This is a genomic window from Puia dinghuensis, from assembly GCF_014642875.1.
Classification (GTDB): Bacteria; Bacteroidota; Bacteroidia; order Chitinophagales; family Chitinophagaceae; genus Puia; species Puia dinghuensis.
The window spans coordinates 124,171-145,423 of record NZ_BMJC01000005.1; the positions used below are offsets into that span (position 1 = coordinate 124,171).

Below are 21,253 nucleotides of genomic sequence, written 5' to 3' on the forward strand. Positions count from 1 at the left end.
CCTTTTAGGGTTTATCCCGCTTTATCACCTTTTCTTCTCCTTCCTCCGAAGGTCGATCCGAAGTGAAAAAACATGGGTATACAACGGATACGATTGGTTCGCCAGATTGACGAAGGCATAATCTATCTGTACATCTCCTACCTTAAAACCGGCGCCTACACTGGGCTGATATATCCATATCTTCTTGTGATTAAGTGTATCCCGGTCGTCCAGCACCTGCTGGAAATTATTGATCCCGCCTCTTACAAAAAATACATCCCTGAAGGAAAGCTCCAGGCCCGCACGCGGATCGATGCTCACCGGGTTGCTGCTGATCAGCGTATTGCGCCTGCCGTCAAACGTCACATCCAGATCGGCTTCCGCCAGCAGGTTCAGCTTCCTTCCCACCCGGAAATTATACGAACCGCCCACCAGCAGCTGGGGAGCGGTCAACTCTATCGATTTCCCGGGTATCTCGTTCTGCGTCTCGTAGAACACCTCTCTGATAGCCTGGTCAAGCGTAAACGACCAGGCATTGAAGGTTGTCGTTATATCCTTGGCGACGATCCCCACCTTCCAGCGATTACCCGTTATCTGTGTCGCCGCGTCAAACCCAAAACCCCAGGCGCTGGCAAAACTCCCCGCCTGCCGGTGGATGATCTTGGCGTTGACGCCAAAATTTATCTGCTTGTCCCCCCACACCTTCTCCCGCTGCGCCAGCGAAAGGATAAAGGCATAGTCGGCCGAAGAAAAGGTGGAGATATTGTCAAAATTCACCGTCCCATCCGGCTGCACAAGAAATATCGTGTTGGGGATATCGTCCACCGCAAACCGCAGCAACGTAAGCCCCAGGGTTCGTTTATTGTCCTTCAGGGGCAGGGCCAGGCTCGCAAAATCATACTTGCCCACCCCCGCATAATATTCGGCGTGCATCAGGCTCAGCTGGGGATTGTCCCGGATATAGGTCAGCGCAGCCGGGTTCCAATAGCCCGCAGTTGCATCCGAAACCGAAGCCACCTGGGCGCTGGCCATGGCAAGCCCCCGGGCCCCGGCGCCGATATTTAAAAACTCATTGGAATATTTTGTGAATTGGGTATACGCAGACGAATGAACCAATAAACCCGCAATCATCAGTAAAATGGAGCAGAGGGTACTACCCCGCATTCTTTTCAACATAAGCCAACGGTTAAGGTATTTATACTCATAGCCTTCAACGGTGCGGATCATCTGGATATAACGTCCCTTTAATCACAATATTGTACCATTGACATCCCCCAACACAAACTGCAAGGAATCCTTTACTTTTGCGAAAATTATGAACCTCATAGCAGAACTTAAATGGCGCGGCATGCTCCAGGACATCATGCCGGGGACGGAAGAACAGCTGGCAAAAGAAATGACCTCCGCATACATTGGCTTCGACCCTACCTCCGATAGCCTCCACATCGGCTCTCTGGTGCCCATCCTGCTGCTCGTACACCTGCAAAAGGCTGGGCATAAGCCATTTGCACTCGTCGGCGGCGCCACCGGCATGGTCGGCGACCCCAGCGGAAAAAGCGAAGAACGAAACCTGCTCAGCGAAGAGACCCTCAACCACAATCTTTCCTGTATAAAAAACCAGCTCGAAAAATTCCTCGACTTCAACCCAGCCCTCCCCAATAAGGCCGAAATGGTCAACAACTATGACTGGTTCAAGAACATGCGCTTCCTCGACTTCATCCGGGATGTCGGCAAACATATTACAGTAAATTATATGTCTGCCAAAGACAGCGTAAAGAAGCGGCTGGAAGGCGAAAATGGCATGAGCTTCACCGAATTCTCCTACCAACTGGTACAGGGCTTTGACTTCTACTGGCTATACACCCATAAGGGCTGTAAGATGCAAATGGGCGGCAGCGACCAGTGGGGTAATATCACCACGGGTACCGAACTTATCCGCCGCATAGGCGGCGGCGAAGCCTTTGCCTTCACCTGTCCCCTGTTGACAAAGGCCGACGGCGGGAAGTTTGGCAAGACAGAGAAAGGCAATGTCTGGCTCGACCCTCAAAAAACCACCCCCTACCAGTTCTACCAGTTCTGGCTCAACGCAACCGATATCGACGCCGAAAAATGGATAAAGATCTTCACCTTCCTTCCGGCTTCGGAGATCGAAGCGCTCACCCGCGACCATGCCGCCCGGCCCCAGGACCGGCTGCTGCAAAAAACGCTGGCCCAACATGTCACCAGCTTTGTCCACGGCGAAGAAGGATATAAGAAGGCGTTGGCCGACACCGAAAAAATGTTCGCCAACCAGTCGGCGACCGCCGAATCCCTCAGTGAAGAAGACCTCCAATCCCTGGATGGCGTCACCCGCTTCGATTTCGCCGCCGGCAAAGTAGCCGCTGGCATCGATGTCGTCAGCTTCCTCGCCGAGACCGGCATCGCCCCCTCCAAGGGTGAAGCGCGCAAACTCATCCAGGGCGGCGGCATCAGCATCAACCGGAAAAAGATAGACAACATCAGCCACATGGTCGATGCATCACACCTCCTTCATAACAAATATATCCTGGTCCAAAAGGGAAAGAAGAATTACTATCTCGTCACCGCCGCCTAACCACCCGCTCCACCCCCAACCAATTTTATTTTGCCCTAATTATTTTTATTCCTTACCTTCACACTAACAGTACGCACCACGCTACCCATAAGAACAGCGTCCCAGGGTGCGTCTTTTGCTTTTAACCCATATGAATTCGCTATACCCTCCCGAAAATGTACTCCAAGCCCGTCACCACCATAGCTCAGCAAATTCAGCAATTAAAAGATAGAGGTCTGTCGATTCAGGATGACGGCAGTGCAGAGCATTTTCTTTCCAATATCAGCTACTATCGCCTGGCAGGTTATTGGTGGCCCATGCAATCCGATAAAATAAATCACATTTTTAAGCCCAACAGCAAATTCGACGATGTCATTGCACTATACAATTTCGATAGGGAGCTCCGGATTTTGCTGTTTGATGTTATTGAAAGGATTGAAATTGGACTCCGAACTCGAATGATCAATCATCTGTCGTATGAGCACGGATTCTGGTGGTTTCAAAAAACGGAAATATTTTCCAACACCAGGCAGTTGATTGTGACCTTGGCCAGTCTGGAAGAAGAATTAGAAAGATCCAAGGACACTTTTATCAAGGAACACAAGAAAAAACATGCAGACGATCTCCGGTTCCCACCCTGCATTAAAACCCTGGAAATCGCAACCTTTGGAAGCCTTTCACGACTATACGGAAACCTTAAACCTAATGTCGCATCCAAAGATATAATTGCATCTGAGCTGAAAACAGTCAATCATACTTACTTGCATAGTTGGTTACAGTCGATATCCCAAATCAGGAATATCTGCGCTCATCATGGGCGCTTATGGAATAAACATCTGACTATTAAACCCAATCTCTTACCCAAACCACCTGCGCCCTGGATTGGATACGTACCACCTGTAACCGAACACCATAAGCTATACATTCATGCCTGCTGTATGAAATACCTGCTGGATGTGGTCAGTCCCGGTCATCATTATAAAGTAAAACTTGCTCACTTGTTTGACAAATATCCGAGCATTGACTTGATGGCACTCGGCTTTAACACACAGTGGCAGCTGGAACCATTGTGGAATTAAGTCCCGCCAATCCGCCGCCAGCCCCCGCAGCCGCCGCCTAACTCAGCAACGCCGGCTTCTCATGATATAGTTTAAGCACAAACTCCCCAAAAAGAGTATTGGCCCAGGCAAACCACTTGCGCGTGAAATTCGCCGCATCATCCTTATGGAAGGACTCATGCATAAAGCCCGTCCCCGCATGACTCTGCTGCAGCATCTTCAGGCAATGCGCCATCTCCTGCGAATCATGGCTCGTCAGGCCGCGGATGATAATGCTCAGCGGCCAGATCATCTCCGTGCCCACATGCGGCCCCCCGATCCCTTCCCCGGCCTTGCCTTTGAAGAAGAACGGGTTTGATTCGCTAAGCAGCATCCGGCGCGTATTCTGGTAAACGGTATAGCCCCGCTGCTCGGGATGAATTACCGACAACGGACCCGTAAAATGACTTGACTGAAGATAAGGTAATCCCAACAGGCTGGGAACATTGGCATCATCCATAAACGTGTGATTGCCGAACCCATCCGCTTCATACGCAAACACCTCCCCGAACACCGGATGTGTCACTATCGCATGTTCGGTGAGCGCAGTGCTCACCTCTTCTATCAACTTATAGGCCGCATCATCCGCCGGCTTCCCATGCATCCCGATCTCCCGGAACAACGTACGCATATCCGTAAGGCTATTCACCGCAAACCAGTTGGAAGGGATCAGGAAAGGATAGATCGTCGCGTCATCACTCGGCCTGAACATCGAATGGATAAGCCCCACCTTCTTCGTCGGATACCCATACCCTTTCATCGGAATGCTGTCCGTCGCAAACTGGCTCTTTCGCTGGAAGGTATAGGGACCCACACCCTCTTTCCGCTGCTGTTCCTTGAAGGTCTGCACGATCCTGCCCATCGCGGCAGCCCAATCCGCATCGAAGGGCGAAAGATCGCCCGTCGCCGCCCAGTAACCATGTGCCAAACGAATGGGATAACAAAGACTGTCGATCTCCCACTTCCGTTCGTGGATGCCCGGCTTCATATCCGTCAGGTCGGTAGCCTTCCACTCGCTCACCCTCGTCGAATCCTTATAAAAAGCGTTGGCATACGGGTCGAGCAGGATACACTTCACCTGGCGGCGGATAACCCCACGGATCAGCTGCTGCAAGTCCTTGTCCTGCTTGCAAAGCGGGAGATAAGGCCACACCTGCGTGCTGCTGTCGCGAAGCCACATCGCATCGATGTCGCCCGTGATGACATACGTATCGGGCTTGCCATCCGGCACCCCGAAATCTACCGTCGTATCCAGCGTATTGGGAAAACAGTTCTCGAAAAGCCAGCCGACCTCTTTATTGCCGACTGTCGTCCGCACCTCATGAATCACCTTTTCTATCGTCTGGCTCTTGAATTTCCGCTGCGCCTCCGCCACCCGCACCACCGGGAAATCGGTGTTAACCGCCGCCGAATCCACGGCCGCGGCTCCCATCGCCATTCCTTTCCGGGCCATCATCACTCCCGCCGAAGCAAGCATACTTTGTTGAAGAAATCTTCTGCGTTTCATCATATGGAACAAACTTTCCGCCGAAACTACGTTATTTTCTTTTTAGCACCCGCGAGCCACGTATCCCGCGCCACAAAAAATACCACCGTCCCGAAACCCATCAAAAGCAGCCCCAGCAGCGCGGCCAGCCCGGTGGAGAACCAGACGAAAAGCCATATGGAGATAGACAATATCACCGGCAACGGATAAAGCCACATCCGGAAAGGCAGACCTTCCGTTCCCTTTCGTCGCCGCAACAGCACCACCCCAATCGCCTGCGCGACAAATTGCACCAGGATACGCATGGCCAATATCGCATTTATCGCATCTTCCAATCTCAGCAGCAGGCTGCACACAAAACCGAGTCCCCCCACAAACAGCAGTGACACATAAGGGAAATCCTTACGCGGATGCAACCGGGCAAACCAGGGAAAGAAATTTCCATCCGCCGCCGCGGCATAGGGAACCCGCGAATAACCAAGCACCACTGCAAACAGCGAGGCAAAGGCGATCCACAGCACCAGCATCGTCGCCACCTGCGCCGTCCGCGTACCATACATCTTTTCCATAAAAAGGCTGATGGCGAACTTCGAATGCATCGCCTCCTGCCAGGGGATGACCCCGACGACGCTGAAATTCATCGCCAGGTATAGCACCCCGATACACACGATCGAAATAAAGATACTGCGGGGGATATTCTTGCCCGGATCGCGGATCTCCCCACCCAGGTGGCAAACATTGTAATACCCGAGAAAACTGTAGATCGTCTTCACCGACGCATGGCCCAGAAGGAGCATAAACGACCAGTTGAACATTGCCCCGCCTTTTTCCGGCAGCGGCGAATAGGCCACCCGGTGATGCGTAAAACCGCTTATGATGATCCACAACAGGATGATGATCACCCCTGCCCAAAGGAACACCGCCATCTTCCCGATGGTGCGGATATTCCGGTATAACAAGGCGGTGATGACGATCACCAGCAGGCCGGAAAGCGCTTTTTCTTCCCAATACGTAAGGGGGATCAGGTAGTTGAAGTATTGCGAAAAGCCTATCGCCGCCGACGCTACCACCAGCGCTGATTGCAGACAGGTCTGCCAGACGAAGAGAAAGGACATCAGCGGTCCGCCCTTCTTCCCGTAAGCCTCCTTTAGAAAATTGTAGCTGCCACCCGCCAGGGGATATGCCGCACCCAGCTCACTCCAGATCATCCCGTCGATCAGCGCCGTTACCGCGCCGAATACCCAGGCCCAAAGGAAAAGGTTGCTGCCTACCAGGCGGATCACCAGGGAGAACATCACAAAAGGCCCGATCCCCACCATATCGATCATATTGATGGAGGTAGCCTGCAACAAACTTATTTCCCGCTTCATTCCCTGGCTCATGCTTTCGCGTACTCCCCTATCGCAGTGATCAGCTTGTCGAGATCTTTGGTGGTGGTATATACGTTGGGGGTGATCCGCACTCCATGGACGTCCTGCCAATCGATATGGACAGAATGTATCCGGTATTGGCCCCACAAATAATCGTCCAGGTCACTCGGCTTCTTGCCTTCGATGCCGACTACCCCGATGGCGCAGCCGAAACCCGGTTTCATACTGGTATAGAACTTTACTTTGGGGATGTCCTTCACCGCCTTCATCCAATAACTCTTCAGGTAAAAGAGCCGCTGCTCTTTCCTTGCCGCCCCGATCATATCGTAAAAATTGATCGCCTTCCCGATCGCCGCCTCGATAAAAAAGGGCCGCGTGCCAAGGTTCTCGAATTTCCGGATATCGTTCGCCTTTGCGTCGGGTGCGGCCATCAAGGGATACAAGGGGGCGATCTTGTCTTTTCTGACATAGAGCATCCCCGTGCCGATGCCGGCTGTCAGCCATTTGTGCAGGCTGGTGCCAAAATAATCCGCACCCGTGGCAGGAATGGTGAATTCCAATTGAGCAAAAGTGTGCGCCCCGTCAACGATCACCTCGATACCCCGCTGGTGGGCGGCGTCCGCGATCCTCCGCACCGGGAGTATCTGGCCGTTCCAATTCATCATGTGCGTGACATGAACCACCTTCGTCTTTGCGGTAAAGGCCTTTGTATATTGGCTGACAAGATAATCGTTGTCTTCACTCGGTAAGGCAAGCTCTACCCATACAAGCTTGATGCCCTCGCGCTGCTCCCGCTGCTTCCAGGCATTCATGCAATTGGGGTAATCGTATTTGCAGACTACCACCTCGTCGCCGGCTTTGAGGTCCAGGCCGAAGATCACCGTCTCCAGCGCCTCGGAAGCATTGCGGTGAATGGCGATCTCTTCGGCAGAGCAGCCGGAAATGCGTGCCAGGTCGGTGCGCAACGGTTCGCGTGCCTGATCGACTATCCGCCACATATAGTAGCTGGGCCCTTCGTTGGAAAGATCGGCAAGCCGCTTCATGGCCTCCTGCACCACCTTCGGCGCGGGCGATACACCCCCATTGTTGAGGTTGATCATCTCAGCATTCGTGGCAAAAGACTGCTGTACAAAATACCAGAAATCTTCATCTCCCGCCAGTTCCTCGGGCGTCCTGCTTTCTGCATGCATCAGCGCCTTATCCAGGTTGCGGCTCCAGGCGGGTTTGGTAAGGGTTGCCAGAAAGGCAGTGGCAGAAAAGGTTCCTAGCGCATCCAGGAAGGACCGGCGATTGTAAACAGGCATAATTGTGTAGCAGGGCGGGTTAGGCTCCGCCTCAGGCGGGACAAGATAAGAAAAAACTATCTTTGCCCCACATGAAGTACTATATCATTGCCGGCGAAGCCTCCGGCGACCTGCACGGCAGTAATCTCATAAAAGAATTGAAAAAACAGGACGCGCAGGCCGACATCCGCTGCTGGGGGGGCGATCTGATGCAGGCAGCCGGCGCCACCGTCGTCAAGCATTACAAAGACCTCGCCTTTATGGGATTTGCCGAAGTACTCATGAACCTCCGTACCATCTTTCGCAATCTCGACTTCTGCAAACAGGATATCCTCGACTATCAGCCCGACGCCCTCATCCTCATCGACTATCCCGGCTTCAATATGCGCATCGCCAAATGGGCCCACCAGCAGCGCTTCCGCACCACCACCGCCCCCACCCCCGCCACCACGCAGGGCTCTCCCGCCGGGGGCCCCGCCTTCCGCATCATCTACTACATCTCCCCCCAGGTCTGGGCCTGGAAGGAGAACCGCGTAAAGCAGATCCGCGAATGCGTCGACAAAATGCTCGTCATCCTGCCGTTCGAAAAAGAATTTTACCGAAAATGGAACTATGATGTCGAATACGTCGGCCACCCTCTCGTGGAAGTCATCGATGGCTACCAGGCCCCGGCCGGCGCCATCCCCGCTTTTTCAAAACCCGTCATCGCCCTGCTGCCCGGAAGCCGCAAGCAGGAGATCCTCAAAAAGTTGCCGGTTATGCTAAAGGTGAGCGAAAGCTTCTGTGAATATCAATTCGTCGTCGCCCAGGCGCCCGGCCAGGACCAAAACTTCTATAACGAACTCCTGGCTCCCTACCCCAACGTGGCTACAGTCACCAACCAAACCTACGCCCTGTTACAGACCGCCCAAGCGGCCTGCGTCACGTCCGGCACCGCAACCCTCGAAACCGCCCTCTTCGGCGTCCCCGAAGTCGTCTGTTATAAAGGCAGCAACATTTCCTACCAGATCGCCCGCCGCCTCATCAAGGTAAAGTATATCTCCCTCGTCAATCTTATTATGGACAAGCTGGTGGTTCGCGAACTCATCCAGGACGACCTCACCCCAGCCAACCTCCGGCGCGAACTCAACACTCTCCTGCAGGACAACAGCCGTCGCCAGCAGCTCGCCAGCGACTACCGCGACCTCAGGCACCTGCTCAGCCAGGGCGGCCACGCCTCCGCCAACGCCGCCCGCAGCATCCTCCACTATCTCCGCGAGCTATCCACCGCGAACCATCCACCCCGGCCCACTAGCCTCCCTTAACATCCACCCCTAGCCCAATCACCTCATAACCTTCCCCGCTAAGGCGCGTTGGCCCCCGTTCTTCCCGCCCCGCTAGCCTCCCTCAATGTCGTTTGAAAACAAAAATCTTCAGGATCAAAAGAATAAGCCCCACCAGGAACATAAAAATGGATATCCGGTTAATCCCATGCATATACCGCATCCACTGGGTATTCGGCGCTTTCGGGTCCCTTTTCTTAATGTAGAAGTATTCCGCTATCTGTCTCCAGACTCCCATACATGCAAGTAACACCAATTTTTTTGAATTGTTTTGACCAAAAATCCTCTATATTTGCACTCCCATTTCCGATCTCACGATCGGCCCACACACTCGGGGAATTAGCTCAGTTGGCTAGAGCGCTTGCATGGCATGCAAGAGGTCGTCGGTTCGACTCCGATATTCTCCACCCGCAATTGCAATGCCTTGTACAACTCCGTACAAGGCATTTTTTTTAAAGCGTCCCGGGTGTTACATCAACAAAATTCCCATCGGTCAGCCTGTAGATCAACCCATGGATTTTGATAGTCTCCCCCTCCTTTAGCTCCGAAAGCCTGTAAATATCTTCTTCGATCAAATGAAGGGACCCCTTCGTATCCCTTGCTAATTTCAGATAGTCTTTATTGATCCTGTCAAAGACGCCACATAAAATAACTTTCACCGGTCGGTGATAACTCGAAAGAAGGGATATATCCTTTATCGGCGCCCAATTATCGGCGATCATAACGATCGAATCACAGCCCTTACAAACCTTTTCGCTTTCCAGCAAGGCCTCGATATTGTTCTCGGGCGCATCACCACCACTCCCGTTCTCCATTGCCCTGATGATCGTTTTTTCAACCCGGTCATATTCGTTCGTATACACCGGGTAAATACCTCCCGTCCTCCCGATAACCTTCTTATCGTCGTCCTTATTATCGCCATCATTGAAAAAAACAAAATACCTGTTTTCCTTATCCGTAAGGGTAAGTTGCACCCATTTCAACAGTTGAGCCGAATACGGATACATACTACCGGTGACATCCGCTACTATAAGGGAATGACTCCATTTGTGTCTTTTGAGCACCTGCGTGACGGTAGAATCTGGCAGATCATAGATGGAATAATCACCAAGATCACATCCACCATCGCGCTTGTCCTCGATGCAAAAAACAGTGTCCATCAACTTTTTGTATTCTTTTGCCGTTTCTTTTTCCAGATACCCACGGGAAACCGCATCCTCTACAGAGATCCTTGTGATCTCCCTTGTGTAGTTGGCCGGCAGATCCGGCAACGTGGCCCCGGCCGTATCTCCCATTATCATACTTTCCGAAAACCAGACAGTACTGCTCGAGTCGCGCGCGGGCCTCTCCAGCGAGGTATCCATCAACAACGATTTTAAGACGCGCGCCTCTTTTTCCCCGGAAGTCTTTGTCGGCAAAGGCCGGAAGTAAATAAAAAACCCATGTTGCAAACCGGCGGCTACCGCTTTGGTTGTCGCTAACGTTTGCCTGATCTTTCTGAATTCAATGTTCTTGTCGGAAAAGATCGCCGGCAGCATCTTTTGCAACGTCTCAAGCCTTCTTTTGGTCAGCAGCGAAAAATCCGCCTTGGCAGGATAGTCCGAATAAACCAGGTCTACCCGCACCACAGTCGCATTTTTCAAACTCTTCACCGCCGCTTCCTGCTTATAGGAAAAAGCCGATCTGCCGTAATTCATCGGAAGATACAGCACCTTGCCGCCTGCCGACGTCATTTCATAATAGGGAGTAAAGATCTCCCGCTGCCGGACTATGGACGATAGGCCGCTTTGACAAAAAGCGCTGCCCGGGATACAACTTATCAGGATAACAAAAACAAGAATTTTCATCGGTTACAGGGTTTAGAAAGGAATATGACAATAAGATGCAAGATCGCGGACATTTGCATAATTCTTTCCTTCAATCCGCCTATTTCAACCCCAACCCCGGATTACAACCTCACACTCAACAACTCTCGCCCCAAATCATGCAACCCCTTCTCAATCTTCTGTTTCTGCTTATCAGAAGCTAAGGTATGCCCAGTCTTATACTGCCGCAATAAAGAAGGATTCATCCCAATCTTTCTCGCCAATCCCGTCGCATCCAGCATCCCAAAATGATTGAATATACTGGCAATATCATACTTAAAGGAAAACTCCAGGTTACCCCCATTCAAAGCCGGATCAGGCTTTTGCCCCTCTTTCTTATAATGATCCAAAACATCAGCAATAGCACTTTCCAGATCTTTCTTGGCAGCGTCAACTGTCTCACCATATGCCGTCACAGGAAAGTCTTCACCATAAATACCAAATCCGGTGGAGGAAGCTTCAATAACAAGGTTCACTTTCTTCTTTTTCATTTTATTATAATTTAAAGAGCAGCTATTATTTCAATCCAGCCTGTTTCAAAATCTTATTAGCTGTACCATAGGGAACCTCTTTTGTTCCATGTTTGCCCAAAGGAATGACACCAGGTTTTGTCGGATGAACATAGATCAAATGGCCGCTCTTTCGCTTAACATACCACCCATCCCTTTCCAGGAGACGCTGCAATTCCGAAAATTTCATAAGGAAGCTGGTTTAAATCGCTTCCCCAAATATAACATAAACGTTATTATTTAAGCCATTTTTTATAACATTTTTGCAATATTTCAGACCAGTCTCCTTGGACGCTTGCAGGATGCAGCTCATCTTCCCCCACCCCCCGCACACAAACAGGGGTACCCCCCGGAGTACCCCTGCCTGATCATAAAAATAAAAGCTTAGATGTCCGAAGCCAGAATACCGGCTGCCTGGCGGTTAATATTATCTTTTACATGCTGTTTCAAGCTCAAGTTGTTGAAATGTGTCGAAATATCCCTTGCCGCCATTTCCGCAGCCTGAACATCTCCCGATCGCTGGTATGACTTCGCCAATATATGCATCGCCTTGTGGTGGTTGATATTGTCCAAACCACCTCCTACCTTGGATTTACCAATGACGGCCTTAAGCAATGCCTGTCCCCATTCAAAATCGGGCTGGCGCACCCTGATCTTCTTATCGGCCGTCATCGTCTTGAATGTGCGTAGCGCGTTGACGCCTTTTATATACTGCACGAATACGGCAAGAGGATGATCCTTAAACTTGTCGCTAAGTAATAGATCCAACGATTCGTTGGCCTTTTGCAGATACGGGGCATCCGATCCCATAAATGCCAAAAGATAGCCGACATCATTGTTTAGCATCAGGCTGGCTATTTCATTGTCATCGGCATTCGTCGGGTTGGCTACACGAACAGCCAATGTATCGGAAACGATACGTGATCCATCGCGATGATAGTAAACAGCCCGCAATTGGTATGTACCTGTCTGATCAAAGATGAATCCATCCTTACCAAAACCAATATACGAACTTTGATAGATCGCGGGATTGGAAGCATTCAAAACGGTATAAGTAGGTTCTGCATCCATTTCTGCTACCGGCTCATACACCACCACCTCGCCGCCGGGTTTCCTTATACCAATGGTAACAAATCCAAAGTCTGCTTGCAGGTTGCTGATCACCTGTTGATCCAGCATGCTGGTCGTTTTAAGTTGTGTTTCGAGGTAAACTGGTTCACCTAGGAGAAATGCCCGTTTCGATTCCAGCTTTAACATCAGGTTCGAATTGTTCTCGATGTTGTCTTCAAATAAAGCGCCGACATCGAATGACGAGCCTGCCGGCGTGAATGGGTTTCTCTTTCTGATCAGATATGGCCTGAAACCATGACGCAGATGTGTCAATTCAACCGGATCGAACTGGAAGGAAAACGTATTCCAGAAAGCAGAAGCCCCGCCCGGATAGAACCGCGGATAATTCATCCATGAAAGGGAATCGGCCATATTAGGCTTTGGCGGCGTGGCATAGCTCTTTTGCCAGGTGTGCTGCAGGTTAAAGCAATGTCCCAGTTCGTGGATGCAGGTATACAACTGTTGCCGTTGCATTTCGGGAGTCGCACCCATCATATTTTTGTAAAATATTGCACAGCCGTGTCTTTGCAACCCCGTCTGGTCGAACATTATTCCCCGCAAAGATGGACCATGGCTATGTTCACAGGCATGCAGCAGCCATATGGCCCATTCAGGTTTTTCTTCATAAACACTGAAATGATTCACCATCGCATTATGCAACTCGGCATTCGTCCACCTGGCTTCGGGGCCTGTCGGGTCCAGATGGATGACATTGGATATTCCCGATGTAACCATATCGATCCCTGCTTCCTGCCAGACTGAATTGATGGAAAGTACCCGGTCGGGCCCTCCCGAAGGCAGTGATGCCGTATTGTAGGAGATCGTTGGGATCACACCTTCAATACAATCCTGTTCCAACTGTGCCGTGCGGAATGCCCTGCCGGTGTTGTGGCATACATACATGGCGCCCGGAGTATTGGTGCTTTTATGATACCACTGAAGCATAGCTGGAGAAAGCGCCTGGAAAACGGATGTTTGCTTGATGGCAATGCTGAGTTTGGTAAACGACGTAGGCCAGCTTGTTTTTGCAGTGGTATTGATCGTGATCATCCCATCCACCACTTTGGCGGTAATGCTATCGGCAAGGAACGAACCAAAATAGGATTTGGTTTGTCCGGAGATCAAAAAATAATCACCGCTTACCTTAAGCAATGGATTGAATCCATCGATATCGACTCTCAATACTATTTCAAAAGGCCCGAACTGACCTGTATAACGGCCAAACACTTTGTTTTTCTCGATAAGTAGGGGAATTTGTCTTTCAACGATCATCTCCGCGGTTTCCAGCCCTTCTTCCATTTCGATCTCCGGTTCAGTTAATGTCGGTGTCAGTGTTTCCTCTTGTTCACGAAAAACGGGTCGTTTTCGTCTTTCCGCTGATTCTTTTTCTTCCCTTGTGGGAGTCCTTACTTTTTGAGGTGTGGAAAAAGTCCCCGTAATGGCGGCAGCTACTGATGATTGAGTAGGAGAGTTGGGCTCCGCCAATGCGTTGGTGTGCCCATTGGTTTGAAGATAACTCATAGGTAACTTATTTGGAAATGAACAAACTCTACACCACTTCGCAGGTGAGATTTACGCTTCATTTCAGGAGAATGAAGAACCATCAGAAATCACCTTTAGTAGGATGCGGGATGCCTTGCCTGTAGGAGTAGGAGTAAAAGGAAGGAGTAACAATTATACCCCGCAAAATTAATATCAAAATGAGGCCAGATGCAAAAATACTTTTGCACTGTCAATGCCGGAAATGCGCTCGCCAACCGCCTATTTCCCCGCCCGCTCTCCCATCGCTCACTTCCCCGTTCGCTCCACCGGCGACACCTTCGCGATAAAGAACAACCCGTCAAAAACCTCCGGCCATATCCCCCTCGCCTCGCCATAATCAGCCAGCGTCGCCTGCTGCAACTGTCGCAACGGCCCCGTCGCCCGCCTGTAATCCACAAAAGCATAGGTATAACCCGCGCCAGCCAATGTCCCTTCGATACTGCCGGCCGGTCTGGCCGCAACGTTGACTATTTGGTCGTTCACATAATTCATATAACTTCCTTCCGATCCCGAAAAACCGATGCAATAGGCCCGGCTGCCAAAATAATGATGGATCGTCGCCCCCATCGGTACAAAAGCATCCTCACCCTTGGGTGGTGGCTGGCTGCCCGTCACAAGACTGCTCATACCCTTGGCTACATGGCCATTGTGCGCCCATACGATGATCTTTTTACCCGGATACGCCTTCTCCGCCAGCCAGATCAGGTTCTTTGCCATCTGCAGGTCGCGGACACTCACCTCGTTGCCGGTCACCATCTGCCAATACCGTGTCGTTTGCGATTCGATGCTGTTCAACACCTGGTACCAGAACCCCATGCTGCTTGTCAGCGAGTCGGTAACCTTGCCGTCCTCGTTCAACAACCGCTGCAGCGCTGTCAATTTCGCAAAGAACCGCGATCGCTCCACGAGTGAAGGCCGGTAATCCCGTGAAGCAAAAGTCGCGATGCTCACCCGTCGAAACAGGTCCCACTCTTCATCGAGCGCCGCCGGCTGCTGTTTTCGCATGAATCGTTCAAAGTCATCGAACAATTGCGTCTTTGCCTTGACACCCGTATGCTGGCTCTCAAAACCCGTCAGCACCAGCGGCTGCGCGCCATGCAGTCCCCCCTGCCTCCCATTCGCCCCCGGCTGCCCATGCAATCCCGGCTGCCCCCCATCCGCCCCCGACTGACCTCCATGCCACTCCGACTGGACATAGTCGAACAACGGTTGCATCTGCACGCTCGTCGCATACATATAGAACAAGCTGCCGATCACCTCCTGTGACAACGCCCCTCCCTGCTCCACATTTTCCCAGATGCGTGCACAGTCATAGAACCCGCTCTCGAAGGCCAGGACATCAAAACCCATCTTCTCATGCAGGAATTTTATCAACCTGATCTTTGCCCCGAACGTCGACCCTTCACCATGCGTCTGCTCCCCAAGCAGCACGATCCGGGCCCCGCCGATAGCCGCGCGCAAGCCGTTCAGGTCGGAATAATCACTATCGTCCGGCGCAATCGATCGCACGCTCGAAGTACAATGCCGGAGGCTCGCCGCCAGATCCTGCGCCCGCGCCGCAACAGCAAAACACAAGACAAATAAGAACACGAACATCTTTTGCATAAAATCGTGCATTTAGACAACGAAACAACCAACTCCACCCGACTCTGCCAACAGCGCAGTTGCTAATAATTAGTTAATCTGGACTACTTACTATTTCCAATCTGGCCGCCCATGATTGCCCATAGCCATCGTATTTTCGACACCGCATAACCACCAAACGCATGAACATTCAATACAAATCCGGCCACACCCCCTCCGCCGCGGAAGTGATAGCCGTCTACGACAGTTCCGGCATCAGGCGGCCGACAGACGACCCCGCCCGCATCGGCGAAATGTACCGCAACTCCAATTGCATTCTCACCGCCTGGGATGGCGACCTGCTCGTCGGTGTCTCCCGCGCCATCACCGATTTTCATTTTTGCTGCTATCTCTCCGATCTCGCCATCAGGAAAGAATACCAGCATCACGGCATCGGCAAAAAACTGGTGCAGCTGACAAAGGAAGCCATCGGCCCGCGCTGTATGCTCCTTCTCCTTGCTGCGCCCACTGCCATGGAGTATTATCCAAAGATCGGGATGGAAAAACTCGACAACGCCTTCATGATAAAACGTGAGCAATAAAGCCCGCGTCCGCCATAACCGCATCCGCAGCGGAGCCTTCATCCGCATCACCGCAACATCCGCCACGCCCGCCCATACCCTTCATTCGCGCAATTGCTGCCGCAGCCCCGCTGTCGCAATTCACCCCAAATTCGTCTTATTCCCCACCCGACGCCAACAAAATTTCTCGTTAGCTTTATATCATCATTGCTAACAGTAAAAAATCATCCATCATGGCATCCTTTAACTTCTATTTGAATTTTCCCGGCAACACCGAAGAGGCTTTCAACTTTTACAAATCCGTATTCGGTGGCGATTTTTTGACGATCATGCGCTTTGGCGACAACCCCGGTCCTATGGAGATACCTCCCGCGGTAAAGAACAAAGTTATGCACATCGCCCTTCCCGTCGGAAATGGAAGTCTCCTGATGGGTACCGATGCCATCGATGGATTCGGACCCTATAAATATGCTGCCGGCAACCACATGCATATCAGCGTTGCGCCCGACAGCGAAGCGGAGACCCGGAGGATATTCAACGCCCTTTCCGCTGGCGGCACGGTCACGATGCCCCTCGAACAGCAATTCTGGGGTCTCTACGGTGCCTTCACCGACAAGTACGGCATCAACTGGATGGTGAACTACGCTCCCCAGCAACAACAATAACCATTATTCGCGGCAGCGCTAATCCTGCCGCAAACACTACCCCGCGTATACCGCCCCCGCTCACACCGGCATCACCCCCACCGGCACGAGCGGGGCTTCCCCCCGGCAAAGTCCCTTTGCCGGACATAATGTAAAAAAGCCCTGCCCACTTTTCCTGATAGGCGGGGCTTTTTATTCTCCACCTTTGTCCGTAAATTGTAGCAGATAATGTACTCGTCGTGAAAGTTTATTGTACCTCCGGCATTGGAGCCGACTACAGGCTGTTTACCCATCTCCGTCTACCTGAAGGATTCGAAGTAGCCTATATTCATTGGATCCCACCGGTGGAGAATGAAAAACTCCCCGCCTACGCCCTTCGGCTTACTCAGCAGATCGATACATCAGAACCCTTCATCCTCCTGGGGCTATCCCTCGGCGGCATCATGTCCGTTGAAATGGCCAAACACCTCCATCCGGTCTGCACTATCATTATCAGCAGCGTTCCGGTATCAGCCCAGTTGCCCCGCTTCTACCGGATGGCCGGCAACCTGGGCCTGGGCAAACTGGTCCCCGCCTCGCTGTTAAAAGCCGTCACCACGGTAAAACATGCACTTATGATGCGACCGGCTGTCAATCGGCAGCTGATGATGGACGTCATCCGCGACGGGGACGATCAGTTTATACGTTGGGCCTTAACCGCCGTGCTGGAATGGGAGAACACCGAGATCCCCCAACCCCTCTTTCACCTCCATGGCACCCGGGATGAGGTCTTCCCCTTCCGCCTCACCACCCCCACTCATATCATTAAGAAAGAGGGTCATATGTTCTTGGTTAGTAGCCCGGACATTGTCAACCGCATCCTCAGCGACATCCTGCTCCCTTTCGCGGCCGCCGCTTCGCCCGGTTCGGCATTGCCATCCATCCAAAACCGGACACCGGCCTGATCAAAACCGGACGGTCTTCCCATAGCAAAAAATACATATAATTGATTTTCAATGCCACCGCTTTATGGCATCGGGCTGGCATTTCCCCTATCGTCCCCGGCAGCCACCCAATCAACCCCCGGCGACACAAAAACATTCAATTATGAACCCGTCTAATATATACCATCACACCCGCCACGACTTCACCAACCGCCCCGTCAGCACCCTGGCACATCAATCAGCCCCCGTGCCCGCCAACACCCCGACCCACCCGATGAGCGCCCCGGCCCCGAATCAGCCGGCCAACCCCGCCGTCCGAACCCCTAACAACCTCACCGTCAACCCATTCGCCCTCATATCCGCCAGCACCCCGGCCCTCTCCGCAGCCCAGCCGACCCACATCGTCAGCACCACGGCCAACCTCGAAAACCCGGCCGCCAACACCCCGACCTACCCCAAAAATACCCCGGCCCCCCAACCCGAACCCCACGAAAAAAACCCTTCATCCCGCTTTTCCTACCGTCCAAAACAGTATTATGCCTTTCACGGTACTATGTATTGTAAAGTACCTGCCACAAGCACTATCTTTGTTATGCAAACAATCAGTAATCAACCAACATTAAAACGTAAGTATATGTCACTCGCAATCCAAACACTCCGCCAGACCATCATAAATGGGAGTAAAACAATCGCCCTCGCAACAGCCCTGCTCCTGACAGTCGGCCTCAGCAGCAGCTTCGCCACCCCCACCGGGAAACATGACATCGTAAAGACCTCCTTCAAGAAGGACTTTAAAAAAGCCGAACTCATGGAAACCCAGGAAGGACGCAACTTCACGAAGATCACCTTCAAAATGAACGACGTCATCATGTACGCCTATTATTCGGAAAACGGTGAGCTCCTCGCCGTCACCCGCAACATCACCTCGAACCAACTGCCTATCCAGTTGCTGCTGGAAGTAAAACGTAGCTACTCCAATTACTGGATCTCCGATCTGTTCGAACTCACCGGTGACGGCGCAAGCAACTACTACATCACCCTCGAAAACTCCGACACCCGCGTTACCCTGCGCTCCATTGGCACCGACGCATGGGAAGTCTACAGCAAAACCGCAAAGGACTAGCACCCGGCAGCCGAATCAACCCGGCCGTCCACGCAACCGGCGCCACGCAAACAATCATCCGTCACCCAACCGCCGCACAACAACCCGGCGTCCACCCAACAGTTCCCAGCCGTTGCTAACAGCGCCAAAACAACCACACCTATCCATATACCAATCCCGGCTCCGCATCACCGCGGGGCCGGCTGGTTTTATCCCCCGCCCACACACCCTTGGCCCCGCACTGCAAAAACTTACTTACAGGTAAGTAAGGAAATTTTTTTCAAAAACACACCCCCGCCCGACCCCCCGCCACAGTCCCCGCACAGAACACCAGGCCCCGCAGAACACCAAGCCCCGCAAAAGCCCCGCAAGCCCCACCCCTAATACAACTCCTTATTCCCCTTCTCCCGCCAAAGCCCAAACAACTCCCGCGTCTGCTCCACAGGCGCATGCACAAACGGTATCTTCCGTTCATCCCCCGGTAAGTTGATCTCCCGATAAATAAAGTCATCATCAAACCCCGCCTCTGCCGCCTCGTTCCGGGTAGCCGCATACACCACCCGCCGCGGCCGCGCCCAATACAACGCCCCCAGACACATCGGACATGGCTCACAGGAAGCATACACATCACAATCCGTCAGCTGAAAATGTCCCAACCGCTGACAAGCTTCCCGAATAGCTACTATTTCGGCATGCGCCGTCGGATCGTTCGTAGACGTCACCCCATTACACCCCTTTCCCACTACCTCGCCATCTCTGACGATCACACACCCGAAGGGTCCGCCCCTCCCCTCCTCCACACCGGCACGCGCCAGCGCAATCGCCTGTTTCAAATACAGAATATCCGTTTCAGTAATCATACTCAAATTTATAATCCGCAATGCTCCATCGCCCGATCCCTCACAGCAATCCATTTTGCATCTTGAACAGCAGCTCCAGCCCAAACCCGCTGATCAGCAGCCGCTCCTTCCTGTTCTCCAACATCCGCTGCGTCCAATCCACAAAACCGCCATCCGCAATCTCCCACTCCACCCCATTCACGGTGATATATAACTTAAACTGAAGCCCCTTATAATATTCATTCGCCGCCGGCACATCTTCCCGCTCAATAACTACTTCCCGCCCTCCAGCCACCCCACCCAAATGTGCGCGCAACGCACCCTCCACCCGGTCAACCAGGGCCCCATCATCTCCCCCGCGTCCCCCATCGTCTCCTCTTTCCCGCTCCATCAGGGCCCCCTCATATCCCCCGCGCCGCTTCAACACCAGCCGAATATATGCCGGAAATGCGTTGCCGGGAAAATAACGCATTTCCGGCAAAGCGAGAACTTCGCCCTTGCCACCGGCAAGGCCTCGTTCGCAACCTTCGCTTCGCTCAGTTGTGTCTGAGGCCTTCGTCGGGCCTGCTTCGACACGGCCCTCCTCGGTCGCAACCTTCGCTAGCGCTCGGTTGTGGTCGAGCCGCGTGTCCCGCGGCTCCCGCCCAACCCCATACACCTCCCGCAGCAGATCGATATAACTCCCAATATGCTCAACCAGCCCCTCACACTCAAAAGCATAACCCCCGGTATCCCTCCCCCCGGAAACCATGCAACCGAGAACAAAGTGCGGCAAATATCGCGGATTCGCAAACGCCTGCGTCCGTACATGCCGGTGCACCGTGCTCAAACGTATTAGCCCCTCCTCCCCACACCTCCGCCTCCCGGCAATAACCAAAGCAAGGGCGTTAGTTGCATCCGCCACGATCTCCGTCCCCCTAACGGCAGAAACAACCTTATCCTGGCTCACCGCCGCTACCACCGAACAGCTCCCCAGTGCAGCAACCGGCGACAACTCCACCGGCAAAAAACCGCGCTCACGAAAAAACCGCAACACAGCTAATGATGACTCCATCAGCGCGATCATATCCAAAGGCGCAGGCTGCACCAGCCGGTTCTGCCGGAACTGCGCCAGCAAGTCAGCCGGCTTCAACCGATCTGTCTTACGCCGGTATACCTCCAGCAACAGCGAACTCAACTCGCTCCCCGACAACCGGTCCGCCAGCAGCGAACCGATACCCGCAACCCCGATCTTCTTCTCGATCCCCGCTAAAACGTTTTCATGCATACTAACGGTCCTCCCTCTTCTCAATATAGGAATTTCCCCCGGCATTCGTCCCATCTGCGTATATGCTGAGGAAATAACTCTACACCCGTCTACAAGATTCCTCAACTTTTACCGCGCCAAAATCCCCGCTCCCGTTTAGCCGCCACTTGGACCATCGTTTGCGGTGTTATCTTGGCTTTTAATAGGATATTGGATTTTA

The 21,253-nt window shown here is 52.5% G+C and carries 19 protein-coding genes and 1 tRNA gene; 8 read left to right on the forward strand and 12 right to left on the reverse strand.

Translation table 11 applies throughout. The features are described 5' to 3' along the window. Positions 1-24: 24 nt before the first annotated feature. Entirely contained in the window at positions 25-1,155 is a 1,131-nt protein-coding gene (locus IEY39_RS22285) for a putative type IX sorting system protein PorV2 (protein WP_229689028.1), read from the reverse strand. 139 nt (positions 1,156-1,294) lie between these two features. Between IEY39_RS22285 and tyrS the strand changes: the two genes are divergently transcribed. Together tyrS and IEY39_RS22295 are read left to right on the forward strand one after the other, a co-directional pair. After that, complete coding sequence (gene tyrS, locus IEY39_RS22290; protein ID WP_188935862.1) at positions 1,295-2,572, forward strand: tyrosine--tRNA ligase; 1,278 nt, start codon at positions 1,295-1,297, stop codon at positions 2,570-2,572. A 155-nt stretch (positions 2,573-2,727) separates the two neighbouring features. Then, on the forward strand, positions 2,728-3,630 hold the full coding sequence (locus tag IEY39_RS22295) for an Abi family protein (protein ID WP_188935864.1): 903 nt from the start codon (positions 2,728-2,730) through the stop codon (positions 3,628-3,630). 37 nt (positions 3,631-3,667) lie between these two features. Here IEY39_RS22295 and IEY39_RS22300 read toward each other — a convergent pair whose 3' ends face one another. The 3 genes from IEY39_RS22300 to IEY39_RS22310 are packed head-to-tail and all read right to left on the reverse strand — an operon-like array spanning position 3,668 to position 7,808. After that, positions 3,668-5,158, reverse strand: a complete 1,491-nt coding sequence (locus IEY39_RS22300; protein WP_229689029.1) for a glycoside hydrolase family 125 protein — start codon at positions 5,156-5,158, stop codon at positions 3,668-3,670. A gap of 23 nt (positions 5,159-5,181) precedes the next feature. After that, positions 5,182-6,504: an APC family permease gene (locus tag IEY39_RS22305; RefSeq protein WP_229689030.1), complete on the reverse strand. Its 1,323-nt coding sequence runs from the start codon at positions 6,502-6,504 to the stop codon at positions 5,182-5,184. Between the two features lie 8 nt (positions 6,505-6,512). Next, complete coding sequence (locus IEY39_RS22310; protein ID WP_188935868.1) at positions 6,513-7,808, reverse strand: aminotransferase class V-fold PLP-dependent enzyme; 1,296 nt, start codon at positions 7,806-7,808, stop codon at positions 6,513-6,515. A gap of 71 nt (positions 7,809-7,879) precedes the next feature. On the opposite strand from IEY39_RS22310, the gene lpxB reads away from it, so the two are divergent. Further along, on the forward strand, positions 7,880-9,091 hold the full coding sequence (gene lpxB, locus IEY39_RS22315; protein WP_188935870.1) for a lipid-A-disaccharide synthase: 1,212 nt from the start codon (positions 7,880-7,882) through the stop codon (positions 9,089-9,091). An 82-nt stretch (positions 9,092-9,173) separates the two neighbouring features. On the opposite strand, the gene IEY39_RS30140 is transcribed toward lpxB, so the two are convergent. Further along, on the reverse strand, positions 9,174-9,347 hold the full coding sequence (locus IEY39_RS30140; protein ID WP_308423254.1) for a DUF6728 family protein: 174 nt from the start codon (positions 9,345-9,347) through the stop codon (positions 9,174-9,176). 95 nt (positions 9,348-9,442) lie between these two features. On the opposite strand from IEY39_RS30140, the gene IEY39_RS22320 reads away from it, so the two are divergent. Then, positions 9,443-9,516: transfer RNA gene (locus IEY39_RS22320), tRNA-Ala, on the forward strand. Positions 9,517-9,561: 45 nt separating this feature from the next. Here IEY39_RS22320 and IEY39_RS22325 read toward each other — a convergent pair. From IEY39_RS22325 to IEY39_RS22345, 5 genes are all read right to left on the reverse strand, one after another. Further along, positions 9,562-10,956, reverse strand: coding sequence for a hypothetical protein (locus IEY39_RS22325; RefSeq protein ID WP_188935872.1), 1,395 nt, complete (start codon positions 10,954-10,956; stop codon positions 9,562-9,564). 101 nt (positions 10,957-11,057) lie between these two features. After that, positions 11,058-11,465: a hypothetical protein gene (locus IEY39_RS22330; RefSeq protein ID WP_188935874.1), complete on the reverse strand. Its 408-nt coding sequence runs from the start codon at positions 11,463-11,465 to the stop codon at positions 11,058-11,060. Between the two features lie 25 nt (positions 11,466-11,490). After that, a complete protein-coding gene (locus IEY39_RS22335; protein ID WP_188935876.1) occupies positions 11,491-11,673 on the reverse strand; it encodes a type II toxin-antitoxin system HicA family toxin in 183 nt (60 codons plus the stop codon). A 194-nt stretch (positions 11,674-11,867) separates the two neighbouring features. Next, positions 11,868-14,078, reverse strand: coding sequence for a hypothetical protein (locus IEY39_RS22340; RefSeq protein WP_188935878.1), 2,211 nt, complete (start codon positions 14,076-14,078; stop codon positions 11,868-11,870). A 303-nt stretch (positions 14,079-14,381) separates the two neighbouring features. Continuing rightward, positions 14,382-15,740 (reverse strand): erythromycin esterase family protein, encoded by a 1,359-nt coding sequence (locus IEY39_RS22345; protein ID WP_188935880.1) that lies wholly within the window; start codon positions 15,738-15,740, stop codon positions 14,382-14,384. Positions 15,741-15,901: 161 nt separating this feature from the next. On the opposite strand from IEY39_RS22345, the gene IEY39_RS22350 reads away from it, so the two are divergent. The 4 genes from IEY39_RS22350 to IEY39_RS22365 all read left to right on the forward strand — a co-directional run bounded on the left by IEY39_RS22350 (position 15,902) and on the right by IEY39_RS22365 (position 18,969). Further along, positions 15,902-16,300, forward strand: coding sequence for a GNAT family N-acetyltransferase (locus IEY39_RS22350; protein ID WP_188935882.1), 399 nt, complete (start codon positions 15,902-15,904; stop codon positions 16,298-16,300). Between the two features lie 212 nt (positions 16,301-16,512). Continuing rightward, positions 16,513-16,944, forward strand: a complete 432-nt coding sequence (locus tag IEY39_RS22355; protein WP_188935884.1) for a VOC family protein — start codon at positions 16,513-16,515, stop codon at positions 16,942-16,944. A 218-nt stretch (positions 16,945-17,162) separates the two neighbouring features. Continuing rightward, on the forward strand, positions 17,163-17,867 hold the full coding sequence (locus tag IEY39_RS22360) for an alpha/beta fold hydrolase (RefSeq protein ID WP_188935886.1): 705 nt from the start codon (positions 17,163-17,165) through the stop codon (positions 17,865-17,867). Positions 17,868-18,009: 142 nt separating this feature from the next. After that, complete coding sequence (locus IEY39_RS22365) at positions 18,010-18,969, forward strand: hypothetical protein (RefSeq protein WP_188935888.1); 960 nt, start codon at positions 18,010-18,012, stop codon at positions 18,967-18,969. Between the two features lie 359 nt (positions 18,970-19,328). Here the strand turns inward: IEY39_RS22365 and IEY39_RS22370 are convergent, their stop codons facing one another. After that, positions 19,329-19,808 carry a nucleoside deaminase gene (locus tag IEY39_RS22370; protein WP_188935890.1) on the reverse strand — a complete coding sequence of 160 codons (480 nt, stop codon included), beginning with the start codon at positions 19,806-19,808 and terminating at the stop codon, positions 19,329-19,331. A gap of 40 nt (positions 19,809-19,848) precedes the next feature. After that, complete coding sequence (locus tag IEY39_RS22375) at positions 19,849-21,054, reverse strand: hypothetical protein (protein ID WP_188935892.1); 1,206 nt, start codon at positions 21,052-21,054, stop codon at positions 19,849-19,851. Between the last annotated feature and the right edge of the window lie 199 nt (positions 21,055-21,253).

What these genes read in the sequence shown, in the direction of transcription:
- IEY39_RS22285 (WP_229689028.1), bottom strand. Translation starts at nt 1,155, where the DNA reads ATGTTGAAAAGAATGCGGGGTAGTACCCTCTGCTCCATTTTACTGATG.
- tyrS (WP_188935862.1), top strand. Translation starts at nt 1,295, where the DNA reads ATGAACCTCATAGCAGAACTTAAATGGCGCGGCATGCTCCAGGACATC.
- IEY39_RS22295 (WP_188935864.1), top strand. Translation starts at nt 2,728, where the DNA reads ATGTACTCCAAGCCCGTCACCACCATAGCTCAGCAAATTCAGCAATTA.
- IEY39_RS22300 (WP_229689029.1), bottom strand. Translation starts at nt 5,158, where the DNA reads ATGATGAAACGCAGAAGATTTCTTCAACAAAGTATGCTTGCTTCGGCG.
- IEY39_RS22305 (WP_229689030.1), bottom strand. Translation starts at nt 6,504, where the DNA reads ATGAAGCGGGAAATAAGTTTGTTGCAGGCTACCTCCATCAATATGATC.
- IEY39_RS22310 (WP_188935868.1), bottom strand. Translation starts at nt 7,808, where the DNA reads ATGCCTGTTTACAATCGCCGGTCCTTCCTGGATGCGCTAGGAACCTTT.
- lpxB (WP_188935870.1), top strand. Translation starts at nt 7,880, where the DNA reads ATGAAGTACTATATCATTGCCGGCGAAGCCTCCGGCGACCTGCACGGC.
- IEY39_RS30140 (WP_308423254.1), bottom strand. Translation starts at nt 9,347, where the DNA reads ATGGGAGTCTGGAGACAGATAGCGGAATACTTCTACATTAAGAAAAGG.
- IEY39_RS22325 (WP_188935872.1), bottom strand. Translation starts at nt 10,956, where the DNA reads ATGAAAATTCTTGTTTTTGTTATCCTGATAAGTTGTATCCCGGGCAGC.
- IEY39_RS22330 (WP_188935874.1), bottom strand. Translation starts at nt 11,465, where the DNA reads ATGAAAAAGAAGAAAGTGAACCTTGTTATTGAAGCTTCCTCCACCGGA.
- IEY39_RS22335 (WP_188935876.1), bottom strand. Translation starts at nt 11,673, where the DNA reads ATGAAATTTTCGGAATTGCAGCGTCTCCTGGAAAGGGATGGGTGGTAT.
- IEY39_RS22345 (WP_188935880.1), bottom strand. Translation starts at nt 15,740, where the DNA reads ATGCAAAAGATGTTCGTGTTCTTATTTGTCTTGTGTTTTGCTGTTGCG.
- IEY39_RS22350 (WP_188935882.1), top strand. Translation starts at nt 15,902, where the DNA reads ATGAACATTCAATACAAATCCGGCCACACCCCCTCCGCCGCGGAAGTG.
- IEY39_RS22355 (WP_188935884.1), top strand. Translation starts at nt 16,513, where the DNA reads ATGGCATCCTTTAACTTCTATTTGAATTTTCCCGGCAACACCGAAGAG.
- IEY39_RS22365 (WP_188935888.1), top strand. Translation starts at nt 18,010, where the DNA reads ATGAACCCGTCTAATATATACCATCACACCCGCCACGACTTCACCAAC.
- IEY39_RS22370 (WP_188935890.1), bottom strand. Translation starts at nt 19,808, where the DNA reads ATGATTACTGAAACGGATATTCTGTATTTGAAACAGGCGATTGCGCTG.
- IEY39_RS22375 (WP_188935892.1), bottom strand. Translation starts at nt 21,054, where the DNA reads ATGCATGAAAACGTTTTAGCGGGGATCGAGAAGAAGATCGGGGTTGCG.